This window comes from Aliirhizobium cellulosilyticum (assembly GCF_014198105.1).
In the GTDB taxonomy this organism is placed as follows: domain Bacteria; phylum Pseudomonadota; class Alphaproteobacteria; order Rhizobiales; family Rhizobiaceae; genus Neorhizobium; species Neorhizobium cellulosilyticum.
This window is the reverse complement of the sequence record NZ_JACIGW010000002.1, coordinates 408,694-425,480: the sequence shown is the minus strand read 5'-3', so window position 1 is coordinate 425,480 and position 16,787 is coordinate 408,694. Positions and strand designations below refer to the sequence as shown.

Here is a 16,787-nt window from a genome sequence, read left to right as displayed (position 1 = left end):
TTTGAAAAGCCGGGTGAAAACGCCCGGCTTTTTTGTTTCGAGATGTCGGACGTTGATTATGGCCTGTAGACAAGTCTCTAATTCGAGGTAGAGCTTCCCGGCTCCTAGTAGAAATAGATTCTATCGAGTTCGATCTCATAAGGATCTATAAGGATCGGGCTGCCGTCCTCTTTATAGATTTCAAGCTCATCTATTTTCCCGTCGATGACATGAAGCAGCAAGTGGACCAATGCGCCGCTTTCATCGACGTCATCCATATAGAAGCCTTCAACGGGAATGCGCCCACTAACCCTATCCGATGGATAGTCATTATCGCGAACATCCGCCCAGGGGCCGTTGCTGCGCAATTTCAAGCTTCCTTCCGGATCAATGCGCATGACTTCTACAGACTGCATCTGGTCGAGAATTTGACGCCGTCCGGGGAAGTCGCCACGAAGGAGATGCATCAGCAGATTGTGCTCAACTGTTCCGATGGGTCTCCAATTGTCAACGATGCGCTCTTTGAACGGATCCTGACCTCGTTCTTCAGAAAGCCTGAGCCAGCCTACGGCTTGCCGGGCTTCGATGACTGCTTCGGCGGTGCTATAAAAAATTCCGGAGACTAGCTCTTCGACCCAGGCCGGCGGGCAGTCGTCCCACATCGATACCTGTTCCTCAACATAGAAAAACAGTCCACCGGTGCGCCTATATATACTTATGCGCTTTAGCTGATCGGCGCGCATAATTCGCTTTACGAGTTTCCTAGTCATCCTACTTGCTTGACCCTTGGACGATTGCTGTTGCCCGGAGAAGCGCAGCATCGGCCAATGAGGGCAAACAGGCAATGCGTCGAGACCGCCCGGCGTTCTGTTCGCTCTATTCTAAAAAGTCGTCGTTCTTCAACGGCCGAAAACTCATCCTGTGCAGCGGGCAGGGGCCGTCGGCGATGATCGCGTCCCTATGCTGCTTCGTCCCGTAGCCGGCATGCTTTGCAAAGCCATAGGCTGGATAGACGACGCCGGCGCGGTTCATCATCCGGTCGCGCGTCACCTTTGCGACGATCGAGGCGGCGGCGATGGAGACGGAACGGCTGTCACCCTTGATGACGGCCGTGCCCGAGCAGGAAAGCCCCTTGGGCACATCGCGGCCATCGACCAGCACATGGGCTGGAGCGACCGAAAGGAAGGCGACGGCACGGCGCATGGCATCGAGACTGGCACGCAAGATGTTGATCTCGTCGATCAGCTTCGGCCCGGAGGAGGCGATCGACACATGGGCGGTCGCCATGATCGCTTCAAACAGGGCTTCGCGCTGCTTCAGGCTGAGCTTCTTGGAATCGTTGAGGCCGGCCGGGATATTATCGGGGTCGAGGATCACCGCAGCGGCGACTACAGGGCCCGCGAGCGGCCCGCGGCCTGCCTCGTCGGTTCCGGCAACCGGCCAGTGTCCGGCATCGCGAGCGGCAAGCTCCAGGCTGAAATCACAGGTGAGGGGGGTATCGAAAAGCATCGGAGAATCGGGCGGCGTGTGAACCAACATGGCGGCAGGCTCGCACGCCGTCCCGATCTCCTGCAAGCCCCGAAAGCGAGTGCGGCTTCGCTTTCCACCGCGCTCATGGCGGTGGGCTCGGGGCAATGTTCTCGGCGGGGCAAGGGGGCGGAAACCTTACCGAGAACGAAGTTGAATATGTCGTGCCTCACGGGAGGCGCATGAATGACACAAAACTCGACATGCGGAGGACTGAAGAAAAATCTGGCTTAGAATGCGCGGGCATTCTTGGACGTTTCCCTTCCTGCGTGTTCTTTCGCGCTATGGTTCCTTATCCTAGAGAAGCGACAGCTGGATCCCGCCGCCATTGGGGCGGATGAACAGGTCGTCGCGCAGATGCATGCCGCGCCGGCCGAGCCCAAGCCGCTTGGTCGCCATTTCGAAACGGCGGCCGATCTGCCATGCATAGGGACCGGCACCCTTCATCCGCTTTCCGAACTCGGCATCGTAATCCTTGCCGCCCCGCATCGAGCGGATCAGCGACATCACATGCCGGTAGCGATCCGGATAATTGCGCAGCAACCAGTCGCGAAACAGCGGGCTGACTTCCAGCGGCAGGCGCAAAAGCACATAACTTGCTTCCGTCGCCCCCGCAGCATGGCCTGCATCCAGAATTCGTTCTATCTCGTGGTCGTTCAGCGCCGGAATGATCGGCGAAGCCATGATCGCAGTCGGTATGCCGGCATCCGACAGCGCCTTGATCGCTTCCAGCCGCTTGGCCGGTGTCGAAGCACGGGGTTCCATCGTTCGGGCGAGCTTGCGATCCAGTGTCGTCACCGAAATCCCGACTTTGGCCAGGCCTTTCGAGGCCATGTCGGAAAGGATGTCGATATCGCGCATGACCAGCGCCGACTTCGTCACGATCACCACCGGATGATTGGCCTTCTGCAGCACTTCGAGGATCTGGCGCATGATCCGCCATTCCCGCTCGATCGGCTGATAGGGATCGGTATTGGTGCCGATCGCAATTGCCCGCACCTTGTAATCCGGCCTGCTCAGCTCCCGTTCCAGAAGCCGCGGCACGTCCGGCTTGGCAAATAGTTTAGCCTCGAAATCGAGCCCCGGTGAAAGGCCCATGAAACTGTGGCTCGGCCTTGCAAAACAATAGATGCAACCATGCTCGCAGCCGCGATAGGGATTGATCGACCGGTCGAAACCGATATCGGGGCTGTCGTTGCGGGTGATCGCCGTTTTCGGCTTCTCGATCTGCACTTCCGTGCGGAACGGCTCGAGCTCCTCGAGTGTCTGCCAACCGTCGTCGAACACCTCGCGGCGTTCCTCCTCGAAGCGTCCGCTCGGGTTCAGGCCGGCGCCTCTGCCGCGCCGCCGATCGATCTCGATCCTGAGCCCGGATGATTGGACCAGTGCATCGGCAATGTCAGCCGTATGGGCGGGCGCAAACGCACCCTGCCGCAGTTGGGACAGCTCGGTCATTGAAGGCTCCTGACGGGATCACTTCCCGTTCTCGATGACTAAATTCCTATCGCCAGAATGAGAACATTGCAAGAACAAACTTTGTTCGTTGCTGGCTTTTGCCCAAGCTATGGGTTAAGGGTCAGAAATGCTGACTGTTTTAATGGAATGCAGGGACCAGGAAGCCGAGCTTGCGCAGACGCTTTCGATCCTCGTTACTGCCGCTGTGGAAGGACTTGTAAGTGACGTGATCGTGCTCGATCACGCGTCGCATGATGGTTCGTCCCGTGTGGCGGATGCTGCCGGCTGCCGGTTTCACAGTCACTGGGACATCAAGGATGTCCTGCGCAGTGCGCGTGGCGAATGGCTGCTTTTCATAGAGGCAGGCGCGCGTCCGCAAAGCGGCTGGATCGAGGAAGTCATCGAGCATCTGGCGATCCACAAGCAGCCGGCGCGCTTTTCGCCGTCGCGCAACTACCGCCGGCCATTCTTCCAGCGTATCGGTCGTTCGGTCCCTCCGCTGGAATACGGGCTGATCCTACCGAAGAAGAGCGCGATTGCGGTCGCCAAATCAGGCATGAGCCTGGAAGCGCTGGCAAAGGGCCACAAGGCGACGAAGCTGATGAGTCAGCTCATTCCGGCGTGGGTTGTCCGCAGCCGATAATTTCAGCCTTTCGTGCGCTTCAGATGTTCGTCCAGCCGCGGCAGGATTTCGACGAAATTGCAGGGCATGTGACGATAGTCGAGCTGCGCCTTCAATATCCCGTCCCAGGCATCCTTGCAGGCGCCGGGCGAGCCGGGAATGACGAAGATGTAGGTGGCATTGAGCACGCCGCCCGTCGCGCGCGACTGGATCGTCGATGTGCCGATCTTGTCATAGGAAATGCGGTGAAAAAGCGCCGAAAATCCGTCCATCCGCTTTTCGAACAGCGGTTCCAGCGCTTCCGGCGTCACGTCGCGGCCGGTAAAGCCGGTGCCTCCGGTGGTGATGACGACATCGATCTCCGGGTCGAGCGTCCAGGCCGTCACCTGTCCGGCGATCTTTTCGCGGTCGTCGGTCACGATGGCGCGGGCTTTCAGCAGATGCCCCGCCGCCTCGATGCGGTCGACAAGCGTCTGGCCCGACTTGTCGTCTTCGAGTGTGCGCGTATCGGAGACGGTCAGAACCGCGATGCCGAGCGGAATGAAGCTGCGCATTTCGTCTATCCCGATCATTATTTCGCTCCGATGGTCCGTGCGGCTGTGAAATACCAGTCTGGCCGCTTGCTCTGAAGATCGTTCGCAGCGTTTACCGCTTTGGCTGACGTTTCAAACAGTCCGAAATATGTCGCACCGGAACCGGACATGCGGGCAAGCCACGCGCCTTCCGCCGCAATCAGTTCGGAAAGCTCGCCGATCTCGCTGACAAGCGAGCGCGCCGGCGGCTCCAGATCGTTGCGCAAGGCGCTGAGATCGGCTTGCCAGTCTCCGGTAAGGGCTGGAATGGCGGGATTGTTCTTGGTTGTCAGCCGCCGAAAAATATCCGGTGTCGAGACGCCGCGAAGCGGATTGCCAAGCACGATGGCGAAAGACGGCATGGTGTCGAGCATGGTGATGTCCTCACCTATGCCTCTTGCGGCAAGCGGCCGGCTTTTCAGGCACATGGGCACATCGGCGCCGAGTGAAAGCGCAAGCGCCGAAAGTTCCGGCTCGCTGATCTGTGCATCCCACAGGCGTAAAAGACCGCGTAGGGTTGCTGCCGCATCGGCCGATCCGCCGCCGATGCCAGAGGCGATCGGCAGGTTCTTTTGCAGATGGATGGCAACCGGCGGCGCGGCAATGCCTTTTGCGTCAAGCGCAATGCGCAGGATATCGCGAGCCTTGAGCACGAGGTTCTGCTGGGCCGCATCCGGATCAGGCGAAAGCCCTTCGCCGAACCGGCCGGAAATCGAAAATGCATCCTTTTTGGAAAGCGTAAAACCCAGCCTGTCTCCGGCGGGCGCACCCGCCGTCGCATCGTCTGCATCAGCGGTAAAGGTCACGATACTGTCGAGCAGGTGATATCCGTCGGCGCGCTGGCCGACCGCATGCAGCGCCAGATTGATTTTCGCCGGTGCGAATTCGGTCACTGCGAAGTTTGTGAATGCTAAGTCGAAAAGGCCCGCGTCTGTGGCGGGCCTTTTGATATCTGCCGATGTGATGTCCAGAGACATATCGTGCATCAGGACTTCTTATCGGGCGTGGCAGGTGCCGGAGCGGCCTGAGCCGGGGTTTCCGTCTGGTTGCGCACCGTATTGGTGGCATTCGGATCGAGCGCCGGCAGGCCGTTTTCGATCTTCTGCTTCACATGCTCGCGGTTGACGTCTTCGCCTTCGGAAACAAGCGTGCGGTTCCACTGGTAGACGGCTTCGAGCTTGCGCCCGACCCGCCAATAGGCATCGCCCAGATGGTCGTTGATCGTGGCATCACCGGCGCGCAGCTGGATTGCTTTCTCAAGCTCCGTCACCGCATCGTCGAACCGGCCGAGGCGATAGTAAGCCCAGCCGAGCGAATCGACGATATAGCCGTCATCGGGGCGCGCATCGACGGCCGCCTGGATCATCTTCAGGCCTTCGTCCAGGTTGAGGTTCATGTCGACCAGCGAATAGCCGAGATAATTCAGAACCTGCGCCTGTTCAGGGTTCAGTTCCAGTGCCTTGCGGAAATTGGGTTCGGCTTTCGGCCATTCCTTCAAGCGCTCATAGGCAATGCCGCGCTGGAAGAACACCGACCAGTCGCTCTGCCGAGGCACCGAGCCGATGACTTCGACGGCCTTGTCGTAATTCGCGGCCATCTCCTTGTAGTCCTTGGCCTCGGACAAGACGCTGCCATAGGCGATGTAGCTGCGGATATCGGCCGGGTCGGACTGGATCAGTTCCTTCAGGTGGCTCTTGGCCTCATCGATCTTGCCGGTATCGGAAAGCGTGATGCCGAGCTGCAGTTCGGAAATCCGCCGCATCGGCGAATCCTCGGGAACCTGCTGGTAGAATGCGATGGCGCGCTGCGGCTGTTCCAGTTTTTCGGCAATGCCGCCGAGCATGATCAGCGTATCGGCACTCTTCTCGTCGAGCGCATGCGAGATCTGCAGGTAGAGCGCCACCATGTCTTCCGCACCCTGGCGGTTCAGCGCCCCGCCGATGGAGAAGAGCACGCCGGCTGCACCTTCGGCAGCGGTCGTGACCTGCTGGGCCGGCTTTTCACCCTTTTCGATGCTCTGGCGCAGCGCCTTGAGCGGAGCGTAATTGGAGATCATGCCGTCGCCGACAGAGATCGCATCGAGCGCCTTCTGCTTGTTGCCCGCCGAGGCTTCCAATCGCGCCAGCGCCATGACGGCGCGCATGAACGTATCCGGAGCGGTAGCGACCGCGTCATTATTGGTCACGGCCCGGTTGAGATATTGGCGGGCGGTCGAGGTGTCGCCGGCGACGATCGCCATTGCACCCAGATGGTAATCGGTAAAGACCTTGAACCAGGCGGGGCCTTTCAGCCCGTTGATCGTCGCGATCGCCTTTTTACCCTTGCCGGCGCCGACATCGGCCCAGCCGGACAGAAGAAGATGCGTCAGGCGGTCGAGATCGTTCGGTCCCTCATAGGCAAGGATCTTCCTGGCGCTGTCGTATTTACCGCTGCGCAGCGCATCCAGCCCGCGCACGATCTTCGTCACGCGCTCGACGGCGGTGTCGCTCTTCAGCGCTTCGGCTTCCTTCAACCCGTCGGCAAAATCGCCGTTGAGAAGAAGCGAGATCATAAGCCGTTCGCGGATTTCGAGATTGGCCGGCTCGAAATCGAGTGCCTTGCGATAAAGCGCGATTGCGGTCGGGTAGTCGTGATCGACATCGGCCGTGCGGGCAGCGAGAAACGCGCCGGCAAACGACTTCACGTCACGCGCCCCGAACGTCGCCGCCTTCTCTTCGGCCGGCTTGGCGTCCGGTGTGGCGGCGCCCGCCACAGAACCGAACACCAGGCATGCCGCGAGCGCGACGCTGGAAAGCAGGAGATGACGGTTTGTCTGCCGCATAAACGGGCCTTTCATGAAAGCTGGCGTGTCGGCGACGCGTCGCCGCAGGAATGCGCCGAATGATTCATAACAGAATGGCTTTTTTGAAGCAGGTCCGCAAGGAAATCTGCCGTGAGCTCAGCTATCCCCAGAAGGGTTGTCACGGCAGATTGATCAGTTCACCCGCTGGATGGTGAAGTCGATGACTTCCATCATCGCATCCTTCAGCGAACCGGCCGGAAGCGGAGCCAGCGCATCGCGGGCGATCTTGCCGTAATGCAGGGCGCGCGCGATCGTATCCTTCAGCGCGTCGTGCCTGGTAATCAGACCTAGCGCCTTTTCGAGGTTCTGGTCGCTGCTTTCACCCTTTTCGATGGCGCTGCGCCAGAAGGCTTGTTCTTCCTGCGTGCCGCGACGGAAGGCGAGGATGACGGGAAGTGTGATCTTGCCCTCGCGGAAATCGTCGCCGACATTCTTGCCGAGATCAGCAGCATTGCCGCCATAATCCAGCGCATCGTCGACCATCTGGAAGGCATAACCGAGGTTCATGCCGTAGGAGCGCAGGGCCGAACGGCTTGCCTTGTCTGCATTGGCGATGATCGGGCCGACTTCGGCAGCCGCGGCAAACAGTGCCGCTGTCTTGGCGCGGATGACGGAGAGATAATCGTCTTCGGTCGTTTCGAGATTCTTGGCGACAGAAAGCTGCAGAACTTCACCTTCGGCGATCACGGCGGCTGCTGTCGCAAGCACGTCGAGCGCTTCGAGCGAACCGACATCGACCATCATCTTGAACGCCTGGCCGAGCAGAAAATCGCCGACGAGAACGCTTGCCTGATTGCCCCAGATCATCCGTGCTGTGGACTTGCCGCGGCGCAGATCGCTTTCGTCGACCACGTCGTCATGCAGAAGCGTCGCCGTATGCATGAACTCGACCGAGGTCGCGAGCCTCACATGGCCTTCGCCCTGGTAACCGAACATCGAGGCCGATGCGAGCGTCAGCATCGGGCGCAGCCGCTTGCCGCCGGAAGAGATCAGGTGGTTGGCCACTTCCGGGATCATCTGTACATCCGAGCCGGCCTTAGACAGGATCAGCTGGTTGACGCGATCCATGTCCGCCTTGGTGAGATCCACCAGCGGCTTTACGGATGCAGATTTGTTTTTGCCTTCTTCAAGCGGTATGACGACGCCCAAGTTCAGGCCTCCCTGGAAATGTATGAGACGAGACTAGTAACGTCGTCATAGGGCGGTAGGGCAAAAACATAAAGGGCTTTTCACGAAAGGGTGCCTGATGATCGAGCTTATCCGCACCAATGATGTCGTCACGCTGTCACTTGCGGAAAGCCTGATGAAAGATGCCGGCATACATTGCCTCGTCGCCGATCAGTCGATGAGCGTGCTGGAAGGTTCGCTTGGCCTCCTGCAGCGCCGTCTTCTGGTGGAAGAGTCGCGTTCGCAAGAGGCCCGCACAATCCTTACTGATGCCGGCCTGGAGACCGAACTGCGGTCATGAGCACATCCGATCTGATCAAGTCCAAGCCGCAGGTAGACTTCACCATCGATGCCTTCCATCGTGGCCGCTTCCACGTTGTACAGCCGAAAAATGAAGGGCATCGCTCTGGTGTGGACGCCATGCTGCTTGCCTCGCTGGTATCGGGCGACGGGCCAGCAAGCGTTGCCGATCTAGGCTCCGGGGCAGGAGCGGCGGGTCTCGCGGTCGCCTCGCGGCTTGGTGGGGCACACGTCCTCCTGGTCGAAAAATTTCCGGTCATGGCGGATTATGCCAGACGAAGCATCGCTCTGCCCGAAAACGCCTTCCTGGCGGACCGCGTGGATGTGCTCGAGGCGGACGTGAGCCTGACCGGCAAGGCCCGGGTCGCAGCAGGTCTTGAAGACGAGGTTCACGATCACGTCATCATGAACCCGCCCTTCAATCATGCCGGGGATCGCAGGACCCCCGACAACCTGAAGGCAGAGGCGCATGCGATGACGGATGGCCTGTTCGAGGCCTGGCTGAAGACTGCGGGCGCTATCATGAAATCCGGCGGGCAGCTGTCGCTGATCGCACGGCCTGAATCCATTGCCGATATTCTGGCAGCTTGCGGAAAGCGTTTTGGCGGCGTCGAAATCACCCCCGTCCATCCGCGCCCCGGCGAGGATGCGACCCGCATTCTCGTGACGGCGATCAAGGGATCGAAGGCAAGGCTGATATTCCGCGCACCGCTTGTCGTGCATGGTCCAGACGGCCATTCGTTCAGCGCCGATGTCGACGACCTGAACAATGGCCGTTCGGCCTATCTGCGTCGCACTGTCAGCCGCTCACCACGTCGATCAGCAGTTTGACATTGAGCGCGGCAATGGCGAGGGCGATCAGGTAGGCAAGTGCCGCCAGCCAGCGTGGCGCGACCAGCGCACCCATCTTCGCCTTGCTGGTCGTGAACATCACCAGCGGAAAGACGGCGAAGGAAAGCTGCAGGCTGAGCACGACCTGGGTGAGGATCAGAAGTTCGGACGTTCCAGCATCGCCATACCAGATGGTGACGATACCGGCCGGCACGATCGCAATTGCCCGCGTCACCACGCGCCGGACCCACGGCTTCAGCTTGATATGCAGAAAACCTTCCATGACGATCTGCCCGGCAAGCGTTGCCGTCACCGTCGAGTTGAGGCCGCAGCAGAGCAGGGCGATGCCGAAGAAGACCGGCGCCAGAGCGAGGCCAAGGATGGGCGACAGGAGCGCATTTGCCTGGCCGAGTTCAACCACATTGGTGTGCCCGTTGGCATTGAAGGCTGCTGCCGCAAGGATGAGAATGGCGGCATTGATCATCAGCGCGAAGGTGAGCGCAACCGTGGAATCGATCGTCGCGAATTTGAGCGCCTCGCGCTTTTCCGGCACCGTCTTGCCGAAATCACGCGTCTGCACGATGCCGGAATGCAGGTAGAGATTATGCGGCATGACGGTCGCGCCTAAAATGCCGAGCGCCAGATAGAGCATTTCGGGGTTTTTGACGATCTCCGTCGTCGGCACGAAGCCGAACGCGACCTCAGACCAGACCGGATCTGCAAAGAAGATCTGCACGCCGAAACAGACGGCGATGACCCCGAGCAGGGTAATGATGAAGGCCTCGACCCAGCGAAAACCGAGCCTCTGCAGATAGAGGATGAGAAACACGTCGAGCGAGGTAACGAGAACGCCGACTTCCAGCGAGATGCCAAAAATCAGGTTGAGCCCGATCGCGGTGCCTATCACCTCGGCAATGTCCGTGGCGATGATGGCGATCTCCGCCAAAGCCCAGAGAACGACCGAGACCGACCGCGGAAAGGCATCACGGCAAGCTTGCGCCAAATCGCGGCCCGAGGCGATCGCCAGTCGGGCGCAGAGCGATTGCAGCACGATCGCCATCAGGTTGGAAAGCAGCGCGACAGAAAGCAGCGCGTAACCGAATTTCGACCCGCCGGCGAGCGAGGTGGCCCAGTTGCCGGGATCCATGTAACCGACTGCGACCAGATAACCCGGACCCGCGAAGGCAAGGACACGTCTCAGTTTCGAGCCGTGGCGGGTGACATTGACCGATTGATAGACATCCGACAGCGACGCCTCGCGGGCATCTTGCCGCCAGCCACTCTCGGTCTTTATGCGGGAGAAATCCATGTAATCCTCGGATGGGCAATAACGGCATCTTGCTTGTTTGGAATGAAATTGCAAGTCATTCGCAATAAGCCGTAAACCTTCGTTGGAACACAGCGATTGCACTTGTCGTTCCAATGCCTACATGCATTGCTGAACCGATATTCTGGAAGGATCTTAAATGGCTGGCTTGTTCAATCGTCTGCTCCCGAAGCGTTTTCGCAAGAAGGGATTGGCGATACCCGTCGTTCGCCTGCATGGGGCGATCATGACGGGCGGAAACCAGTTCAAGCCGACATTGAGCCTGGCGACGGCAGCCCCGATGCTGGAAAAGGCATTCGCCAACAAGGAGACACCGGTTGTTGCCATCTCGGTGAATTCCCCGGGCGGCTCGCCCGTGCAGTCGCGGCTGATCTTCCAGCGCATCCGGGCGCTTGCCGAGGAAAAGCAGAAGAAGGTGCTGATCTTCGTCGAGGATGTTGCGGCCTCCGGCGGCTATATGATCGCGCTTGCGGGCGACGAGATCTTTGCCGACCCGACCTCGATCGTCGGTTCGATCGGTGTCGTCTCCGGCGGCTTCGGTTTCCCTGAAATGCTGAAGAAGATCGGCATCGAGCGCCGCGTCTATACCGCCGGTGAAAACAAGGTCATCCTCGATCCGTTCCAGCCGGAAAAGGATAGCGATATCGAATATCTGAAGACGCTGCAGGTCGAGATCCACAAGGTCTTCATCGATATGGTGAAGATGCGCCGAGGTGAGCGTCTGTCCGATGACGGAGAAATTTTCTCCGGCCTGTTCTGGACGGGCTCGAAAGGTCTGGAACTCGGCCTGATTGACGGGCTGGGCGACATGCGCGAAGTCTTGAAACGCCGCTTCGGCAAGGATGTCCGCCTCGAACTGATCGGCAGCGCCCGCACCCTGTTCGGCAAGCGTCTGCCCGGCGTGGAAATGACCACACCCGCCTTTGGTGAAATCGCCGCGCAGGCGGGGGCGGGACTTGCCGCCAGCATCGAAGAAAGGGCATTGTGGAGCCGATACGGGCTCTGACGCCCGACACGTCTCGTTTGAGAGCGGGGCGCATTTGCATAAGGACTTCGAGGGGAAATGGCCCAGCTCATATTCATGGCCGTGCTGATCTGCGGCGGATGGATGCTTTACAAGCGCTTCATCAAGGACGCGGAGAAACTGACCGCACGCCGCAAGCAGCAGGAAAAGGAACGCCAGACCGGTGCCGTCGGCACGCTGGAAAAGGATCCGGTGACGGGCGAGTATCGGGTGAAGAAGGAAGAAGAGTAAGGCACTCGTGCCTTCACGCTTGACCCTCGCCGCCTCGCGTGGCACTCGTCCGCATCCTCAATCAAACGATGCCGATATGCCCATGACCGATCTGCCCGAACACATGGACCCCAAGCGCTCTTTCCAGGCGCTCATCCTGACGCTCCATAATTACTGGGCGGACAAGGGCTGCGCCGTTCTGCAGCCTTACGACATGGAGGTCGGTGCCGGTACCTTCCATCCCGCGACCACTTTGCGTGCGCTTGGTCCCAAGCCGTGGAAGGCAGCTTACGTTCAGCCGTCGCGCCGCCCGTCCGACGGTCGTTACGGCGAAAATCCGAACCGCCTGCAGCATTATTACCAGTATCAGGTCATCCTGAAGCCGAACCCTTCCAACCTGCAGGAGCTTTATCTCGGCTCGCTGAAGGCGATCGGCCTCGATCCGCTTCTGCATGACGTGCGTTTCGTCGAGGATGACTGGGAAAGCCCGACGCTCGGCGCCTGGGGTCTCGGCTGGGAATGCTGGTGCGACGGCATGGAAGTCTCGCAGTTCACTTACTTCCAGCAGGTCTGCGGCATCGAATGCTCGCCGGTTGCCGGCGAGTTGACCTATGGTCTCGAACGTCTCGCCATGTATGTCCAGGGCGTCGACAACGTCTATGACCTGAACTTCAATGGCCGCGAAGGCGAAGAGAAGATTTCCTATGGCGATGTTTTCCTGCAGGCAGAGCAGGAATATTCCCGCCATAACTTCGAATACGCCAATACCGAAATGCTGCATCGCCACTTCATCGATGCGGAAAAGGAATGCCAGGCGCTTCTCGCTGCCGGTGCACCGGGCGACAACGCCAACCAGATGCTGCACAAGTGCGTCTTCCCGGCTTACGACCAATGCATCAAGGCATCCCACGTCTTCAACCTGCTTGATGCCCGCGGCGTGATCTCGGTCACCGAACGCCAGAGCTACATCCTTCGCGTCCGCACGCTCGCCAAGGCCTGCGGCGAGGCTTTCCTGCTGACGGATGCCGGTGGCGCGAATTTCGGCGAAAAGGCCGCCTGAGGCTCGCTTGATACTATCGCGCGATGCCGCAGTTACGCGGCGTCGCTTTTTTCCAGAGCCAGCCGGAAGCCCAGAGCCTGAACGACTTTCTGGACGGTTTCGTAGCGCAGTTTCGATCCTGATTTGAGAGCTTTGTAGAGGCTTTCCCGTCCAAGCCCCGAAAGTTCTGCGACTTGGGACATGCCGCGCGCCTTGGCGACGTGCCCGAGTGCCGCGATGAAAACGTCCGGGTTTTCATCTTCCATGGCCAATTCCAGATATTCCAGCATGGCATCCGGGCTATCGAGATATTCGGCAATTTCGAATGTGCTGGTCTCGCTCATGGCCATTCTTTCCTGATTGTCGCGGCCAGCTCGATGGCTCGGCCTATATCCCGCTTCTGCGTGGATTTATCGCCGCCGACCAGCAGCAGGTAAACAGTCTGGCCGCGGCGGGTGTAGTAGATGCGGTAGCCGGGACCGTAATGAACACGCATTTCGGAAACCCCGCCGCCGACCGGTTCGCAATCACCGAAATTCCCTTGCTCTGCCGATGTCAGGCGAGCGAGAATTCGCAGCCTGCCCTTTTGATCCTTGAGCGAACGCAGCCACTCGTCAAATTGCTTGGTCTTCTCGAACGTGATCATACGAATGTATCCGATTGGATACGGTTTCGCAATAGAAGCGAAAGCCGTCAAAGTTTAGTGCGGTCAGCTATTCAATAAGTGACGGATCGCGTTAGATGTATCGGCAGAAACTGGGGGTATTACCGATATGTACATCGCGCTCGGCCTTATCGCGCTCGTCGCTCTCTACGTCATCGTCATTTATAACGGCCTCGTCCGCGCGCGGCAGATGGCGGAAGAGGCTTGGTCCGGCATCGATGTGCAGCTGAAGCGCCGCGCCGATCTAGTCCCCAACCTGATCGAGACGGTGAAGGGTTATGCTGCGCACGAAAAAGGCACGCTCGAAGAGGTGGTGAAGCTGCGCAATCAGGCTCAGGCGGTGCCCACCGGCGATGTCGCCGGTCGTGCGCAGGCGGAAGGCCTGCTCTCTCAGGCGCTCGGCAAACTGTTCGCGCTCGCAGAAGCCTATCCCGACCTCAAGGCCAACCAGAATTTCGCCGAGCTGCAGACTTCGCTGGAGACGATCGAAAGCGAGATCCAGATGGCGCGGCGTTATTACAATGGCTCGGCGCGCGACCTGAACATCAAGGTCGAGAGCTTTCCCGCCAATCTTGTCGCCGGCCCCTTCGGCTTTTCCAAGCGCGAGTATTTCGAGATCGAAAACGAGGCCGATCGCGCCGTTCCCAGCGTGAAATTCTAAAGCGGAGGTCGCTGATGTTTCGGCGCCTTGTCCTCGCCCTTGCCTTGGTTCTGGCAGGTTATCTTCCGGCTGCGGCGGAGGAATATATCCGCAGCTACAATTCGGATATCAGGATTGCTGCCGATGGTGAGCTGACGGTGACCGAGGCGATCACGGTCAATGCCGAGGGCAATCGCATCCGCCGCGGCATTTTTCGCGATTTCCCGATGACCATGGAGGATGCGAAAGGCCGCACGATCCGGGTCGGTTTCGAGCCCGTCTCCGTTACCCGCGATGGCCGCCCGGAAGCCTTTCATACGGAAACCATCTCCCGCGGCATCCGCATCTATGCCGGGGATGAAAACACGTTTCTATCTCCCGGCGAGCACACCTACGCCATCACCTACAGAACCAACCGGCAGATCCGTTATTTCGACGATCATGACGAGTTGTACTGGAACGCCACCGGGAATGGCTGGCAGTTCCGCATTGCACAGGCTTCGGCGCGTGTGACGCTGCCGGGCGGCAGGGTCACGGATACCACTGCCTTTACCGGTGCCTACGGTTCCACCGCCAGCGACGTCCGCGCAAGCGCTTCTGGCAGCCAGGCGACATTCACCACGACCCGCCCGCTGGGCAGTGAGGAAGGCCTCACGATAGTCGTCGGCTTCCCCAAGGGCATCGTTACAGCACCTTCCGCAGATCAGGAGAGTGCGTGGTGGTGGCGTGACAACCGTAACTTGTTCCTTGCCCTCGGTGGCCTCGCCGTCGTTGCTTTTTATTATTTCGTGGTCTGGCGGAGAGTCGGCCGTGACCCGCAAGGCGGCGTCATCGTGCCGCGCTGGGATACACCGGCCGGCATCTCGCCGGCGCTGGTCAACTATATTGACAACAAGGGATTTTCCGGCGGCGGCTGGACTGCGTTTTCGGCAAGCCTGCTTGATCTTGCGGTAAAGGGTTATCTGACGCTCGAAGACCTCAAGTCGCGGGTTGTCGTCAGGATCAGCGATAGAAAGCCGTTGAAGGATCTCCCCTCCGGACAAAAGAGCATGCTGTTCCAGATGGGCGCAGCGGGTGACACATTCGCGATCGAGAAGTCGAATGGCGAACGGGTACAAGAGATCGGCAAGGCCTTCCGGCAGGCGATCGAGAAGGAACATCGGGGCAAATATTACAGGCACAATACCGTCTATGTCGTGCTTGGCGTGCTGCTCAGCCTGATGGCCGCGGCGGCGTTGCTGATTTTTGGCGATATCGATCCGGATGATCTCGGGCTTCTGCTTCCCGCCGTCTTGTTCGGCGGCTTCTGGTCCTTCTTTGCGGTCAATGCCGGCAAGTCACTGCTGCGGAAGAAAACCATTGCCGCCCGCATCGTCGCGATCATCTCGCTTGCCATGTTCGGCCTTGTCGCCTTTTCCATTGGCGGGACTTTCATCGTCGGCATGATCGACAGCATCGGGGATGGCCAGTGGCCGGTCTTCGCCGGCATCGGCGGTTTCGTCCTCATCAATGCGCTGTTCTTCTTCCTGATGGGCGCGCCGACCCCGCTCGGCCGCAAGCTGATGGATGAGATCGAAGGCCTGCGCACCTACCTGACGGTCGCCGAAAAGGACCGGATGAACATGGCCGGCGCCCCTTCCATGTCGCCGCAGCATTTCGAAAAGCTCTTGCCCTATGCCGTAGCGCTCGGCGTCGAAAAACCGTGGAGCGAGGCATTCGAGGCATGGCTGGCAACGGCGGTTGCCGCCGGTGCCGCAGCCTATAGCTCGACCTGGTATCACGGTGACGGTTTCGGCAGTTTTGGCGATCGCATCGGCGGCTTCTCGTCATCCATGTCGCAGACCATCCAGTCCACCATCCCGACCCCGAAATCCTCGTCGTCTTCCTCCGGCTTCTCGACAGGTGGCGGTTTTTCCGGCGGCGGGGGCGGCGGCGGAGGCGGTGGAGGATGGTAGCTGCTGCTTGAATTCTGCAAGCTGATCGACTACGTTACATGTAACGCGATCCTTGGAGGTGAAAATGCCCGCTTCCGTTGGCAGAAGAGTACAGAAGCATCGGGATGCCCTGAGAGCATCCGGTCTGCGTCCGGTGCAGATTTGGGTACCTGATACGCGTCGGCCGGGGTTTGCGGCGGAATGCCGCCGTCAGGCCAAAATTGCCGCCGCCGCGGATGCCGCCGATCGTGATCTCGATGCAATTCTGGATGCGACGCTTGCCGACCTTGATGACGAAGGCTGACCATGCGGCGTGGCGATCTCGTTACCATTGGGGTCTCTGGTGATTTCGGTAAACCACGCCCGGCACTAGTCATCCAAGCGGACCTATTTTACGAGACCGGCACGGTGACCGTGCTGCTTATTTCTTCCGCTCTTGTCGAGGCGCCGTTGATCCGGGTGAGGGTTGAGCCTTCCTCTTTAAACGGCCTGCAGAAGACCTCCCAGATCATGATCGACAAGGCCATGTCGGTAAAGCGTGACGAGCTCGGCCTCGTTATCGGCCGCCTCGAAGACGAAACGCTGCTTGCCGTCACCAGATCGCTTGCGGTGTTTCTCGGCCTGGTCTGAGCTTTACCGGCGGCCTAGCCGCCA

The 16,787-nt window shown here is 59.6% G+C and carries 20 protein-coding genes; 10 read left to right on the top strand and 10 right to left on the bottom strand.

Annotated elements, in window-relative coordinates; all coding sequences use genetic code 11:
- Positions 1 to 104: 104 nt before the first annotated feature.
- From GGE33_RS27480 to GGE33_RS10955, 3 genes are all read right to left on the bottom strand, one after another.
- Positions 105 to 641: a DUF6984 family protein gene (locus tag GGE33_RS27480; protein ID WP_246435947.1), complete on the bottom strand. Its 537-nt coding sequence runs from the start codon at positions 639 to 641 to the stop codon at positions 105 to 107.
- A gap of 214 nt (positions 642 to 855) precedes the next feature.
- Positions 856 to 1,518 (bottom strand): ribonuclease HII, encoded by a 663-nt coding sequence (locus tag GGE33_RS10960; protein WP_183823088.1) that lies wholly within the window; start codon positions 1,516 to 1,518, stop codon positions 856 to 858.
- Between the two features lie 285 nt (positions 1,519 to 1,803).
- Positions 1,804 to 2,961 carry a PA0069 family radical SAM protein gene (locus GGE33_RS10955; protein ID WP_183823086.1) on the bottom strand — a complete coding sequence of 386 codons (1,158 nt, stop codon included), beginning with the start codon at positions 2,959 to 2,961 and terminating at the stop codon, positions 1,804 to 1,806.
- A gap of 127 nt (positions 2,962 to 3,088) precedes the next feature.
- Here GGE33_RS10955 and GGE33_RS10950 point away from each other — a divergent pair, with 127 nt between their 5' ends.
- Positions 3,089 to 3,604: a glycosyltransferase family protein gene (locus tag GGE33_RS10950; protein ID WP_183823084.1), complete on the top strand. Its 516-nt coding sequence runs from the start codon at positions 3,089 to 3,091 to the stop codon at positions 3,602 to 3,604.
- A gap of 2 nt (positions 3,605 to 3,606) precedes the next feature.
- On the opposite strand, the gene moaB is transcribed toward GGE33_RS10950, so the two are convergent.
- The 4 genes from moaB to GGE33_RS10930 all read right to left on the bottom strand — a co-directional run bounded on the left by moaB (position 3,607) and on the right by GGE33_RS10930 (position 8,146).
- Positions 3,607 to 4,155, bottom strand: coding sequence for a molybdenum cofactor biosynthesis protein B (gene moaB, locus GGE33_RS10945; RefSeq protein WP_183823081.1), 549 nt, complete (start codon positions 4,153 to 4,155; stop codon positions 3,607 to 3,609).
- The gene (locus tag GGE33_RS10940; RefSeq protein WP_183824082.1) at positions 4,155 to 5,132 is read right to left on the bottom strand and encodes a 4-(cytidine 5'-diphospho)-2-C-methyl-D-erythritol kinase; all 978 of its coding nucleotides are present in this window, start codon (positions 5,130 to 5,132) and stop codon (positions 4,155 to 4,157) included. Before GGE33_RS10940 ends, moaB begins: the two co-directional genes overlap by 1 nt.
- 8 nt (positions 5,133 to 5,140) lie before the next feature.
- A complete protein-coding gene (locus GGE33_RS10935) occupies positions 5,141 to 6,976 on the bottom strand; it encodes a tetratricopeptide repeat protein (protein ID WP_183823079.1) in 1,836 nt (611 codons plus the stop codon).
- A 153-nt stretch (positions 6,977 to 7,129) separates the two neighbouring features.
- The gene (locus GGE33_RS10930; protein ID WP_183823077.1) at positions 7,130 to 8,146 is read right to left on the bottom strand and encodes a polyprenyl synthetase family protein; all 1,017 of its coding nucleotides are present in this window, start codon (positions 8,144 to 8,146) and stop codon (positions 7,130 to 7,132) included.
- A gap of 97 nt (positions 8,147 to 8,243) precedes the next feature.
- On the opposite strand from GGE33_RS10930, the gene GGE33_RS10925 reads away from it, so the two are divergent.
- Both GGE33_RS10925 and GGE33_RS10920 read left to right on the top strand, forming a co-directional pair.
- Positions 8,244 to 8,465: a putative signal transducing protein gene (locus GGE33_RS10925; protein WP_148142882.1), complete on the top strand. Its 222-nt coding sequence runs from the start codon at positions 8,244 to 8,246 to the stop codon at positions 8,463 to 8,465.
- A complete protein-coding gene (locus GGE33_RS10920) occupies positions 8,462 to 9,295 on the top strand; it encodes a tRNA1(Val) (adenine(37)-N6)-methyltransferase (RefSeq protein ID WP_148142881.1) in 834 nt (277 codons plus the stop codon). The genes GGE33_RS10925 and GGE33_RS10920 overlap by 4 nt, the downstream gene beginning before the upstream one ends.
- Here the strand turns inward: GGE33_RS10920 and GGE33_RS10915 are convergent.
- Complete coding sequence (locus GGE33_RS10915) at positions 9,264 to 10,604, bottom strand: Nramp family divalent metal transporter (RefSeq protein WP_183684978.1); 1,341 nt, start codon at positions 10,602 to 10,604, stop codon at positions 9,264 to 9,266. The genes GGE33_RS10920 and GGE33_RS10915 overlap by 32 nt on opposite strands.
- A gap of 157 nt (positions 10,605 to 10,761) precedes the next feature.
- On the opposite strand from GGE33_RS10915, the gene GGE33_RS10910 reads away from it, so the two are divergent.
- From GGE33_RS10910 to GGE33_RS10900, 3 genes are all read left to right on the top strand, one after another.
- Positions 10,762 to 11,628, top strand: a complete 867-nt coding sequence (locus tag GGE33_RS10910; protein ID WP_183823075.1) for a S49 family peptidase — start codon at positions 10,762 to 10,764, stop codon at positions 11,626 to 11,628.
- Positions 11,629 to 11,685: 57 nt separating this feature from the next.
- On the top strand, positions 11,686 to 11,877 hold the full coding sequence (locus tag GGE33_RS10905; RefSeq protein ID WP_148142878.1) for a hypothetical protein: 192 nt from the start codon (positions 11,686 to 11,688) through the stop codon (positions 11,875 to 11,877).
- Between the two features lie 82 nt (positions 11,878 to 11,959).
- Entirely contained in the window at positions 11,960 to 12,916 is a 957-nt protein-coding gene (locus GGE33_RS10900) for a glycine--tRNA ligase subunit alpha (protein ID WP_148142875.1), read from the top strand.
- 32 nt (positions 12,917 to 12,948) lie between these two features.
- Here the strand turns inward: GGE33_RS10900 and GGE33_RS10895 are convergent, their stop codons facing one another.
- A complete protein-coding gene (locus GGE33_RS10895; protein ID WP_210303622.1) occupies positions 12,949 to 13,245 on the bottom strand; it encodes an addiction module antidote protein in 297 nt (98 codons plus the stop codon).
- Positions 13,236 to 13,541 (bottom strand): type II toxin-antitoxin system RelE/ParE family toxin, encoded by a 306-nt coding sequence (locus GGE33_RS10890; protein WP_183823071.1) that lies wholly within the window; start codon positions 13,539 to 13,541, stop codon positions 13,236 to 13,238. Before GGE33_RS10890 ends, GGE33_RS10895 begins: the two co-directional genes overlap by 10 nt.
- Positions 13,542 to 13,668: 127 nt before the next feature.
- Between GGE33_RS10890 and GGE33_RS10885 the strand changes: the two genes are divergently transcribed.
- The 4 genes from GGE33_RS10885 to GGE33_RS10870 all read left to right on the top strand — a co-directional run bounded on the left by GGE33_RS10885 (position 13,669) and on the right by GGE33_RS10870 (position 16,763).
- Positions 13,669 to 14,220, top strand: coding sequence for a LemA family protein (locus GGE33_RS10885; RefSeq protein WP_183823069.1), 552 nt, complete (start codon positions 13,669 to 13,671; stop codon positions 14,218 to 14,220).
- Between the two features lie 14 nt (positions 14,221 to 14,234).
- Positions 14,235 to 16,154, top strand: coding sequence for a DUF2207 domain-containing protein (locus tag GGE33_RS10880; protein ID WP_183823067.1), 1,920 nt, complete (start codon positions 14,235 to 14,237; stop codon positions 16,152 to 16,154).
- 64 nt (positions 16,155 to 16,218) lie between these two features.
- Positions 16,219 to 16,437: an antitoxin MazE family protein gene (locus GGE33_RS10875; protein ID WP_183823065.1), complete on the top strand. Its 219-nt coding sequence runs from the start codon at positions 16,219 to 16,221 to the stop codon at positions 16,435 to 16,437.
- Between the two features lie 2 nt (positions 16,438 to 16,439).
- A complete protein-coding gene (locus GGE33_RS10870; RefSeq protein WP_183823063.1) occupies positions 16,440 to 16,763 on the top strand; it encodes a type II toxin-antitoxin system PemK/MazF family toxin in 324 nt (107 codons plus the stop codon).
- The last annotated feature ends 24 nt before the right edge of the window (positions 16,764 to 16,787 follow it).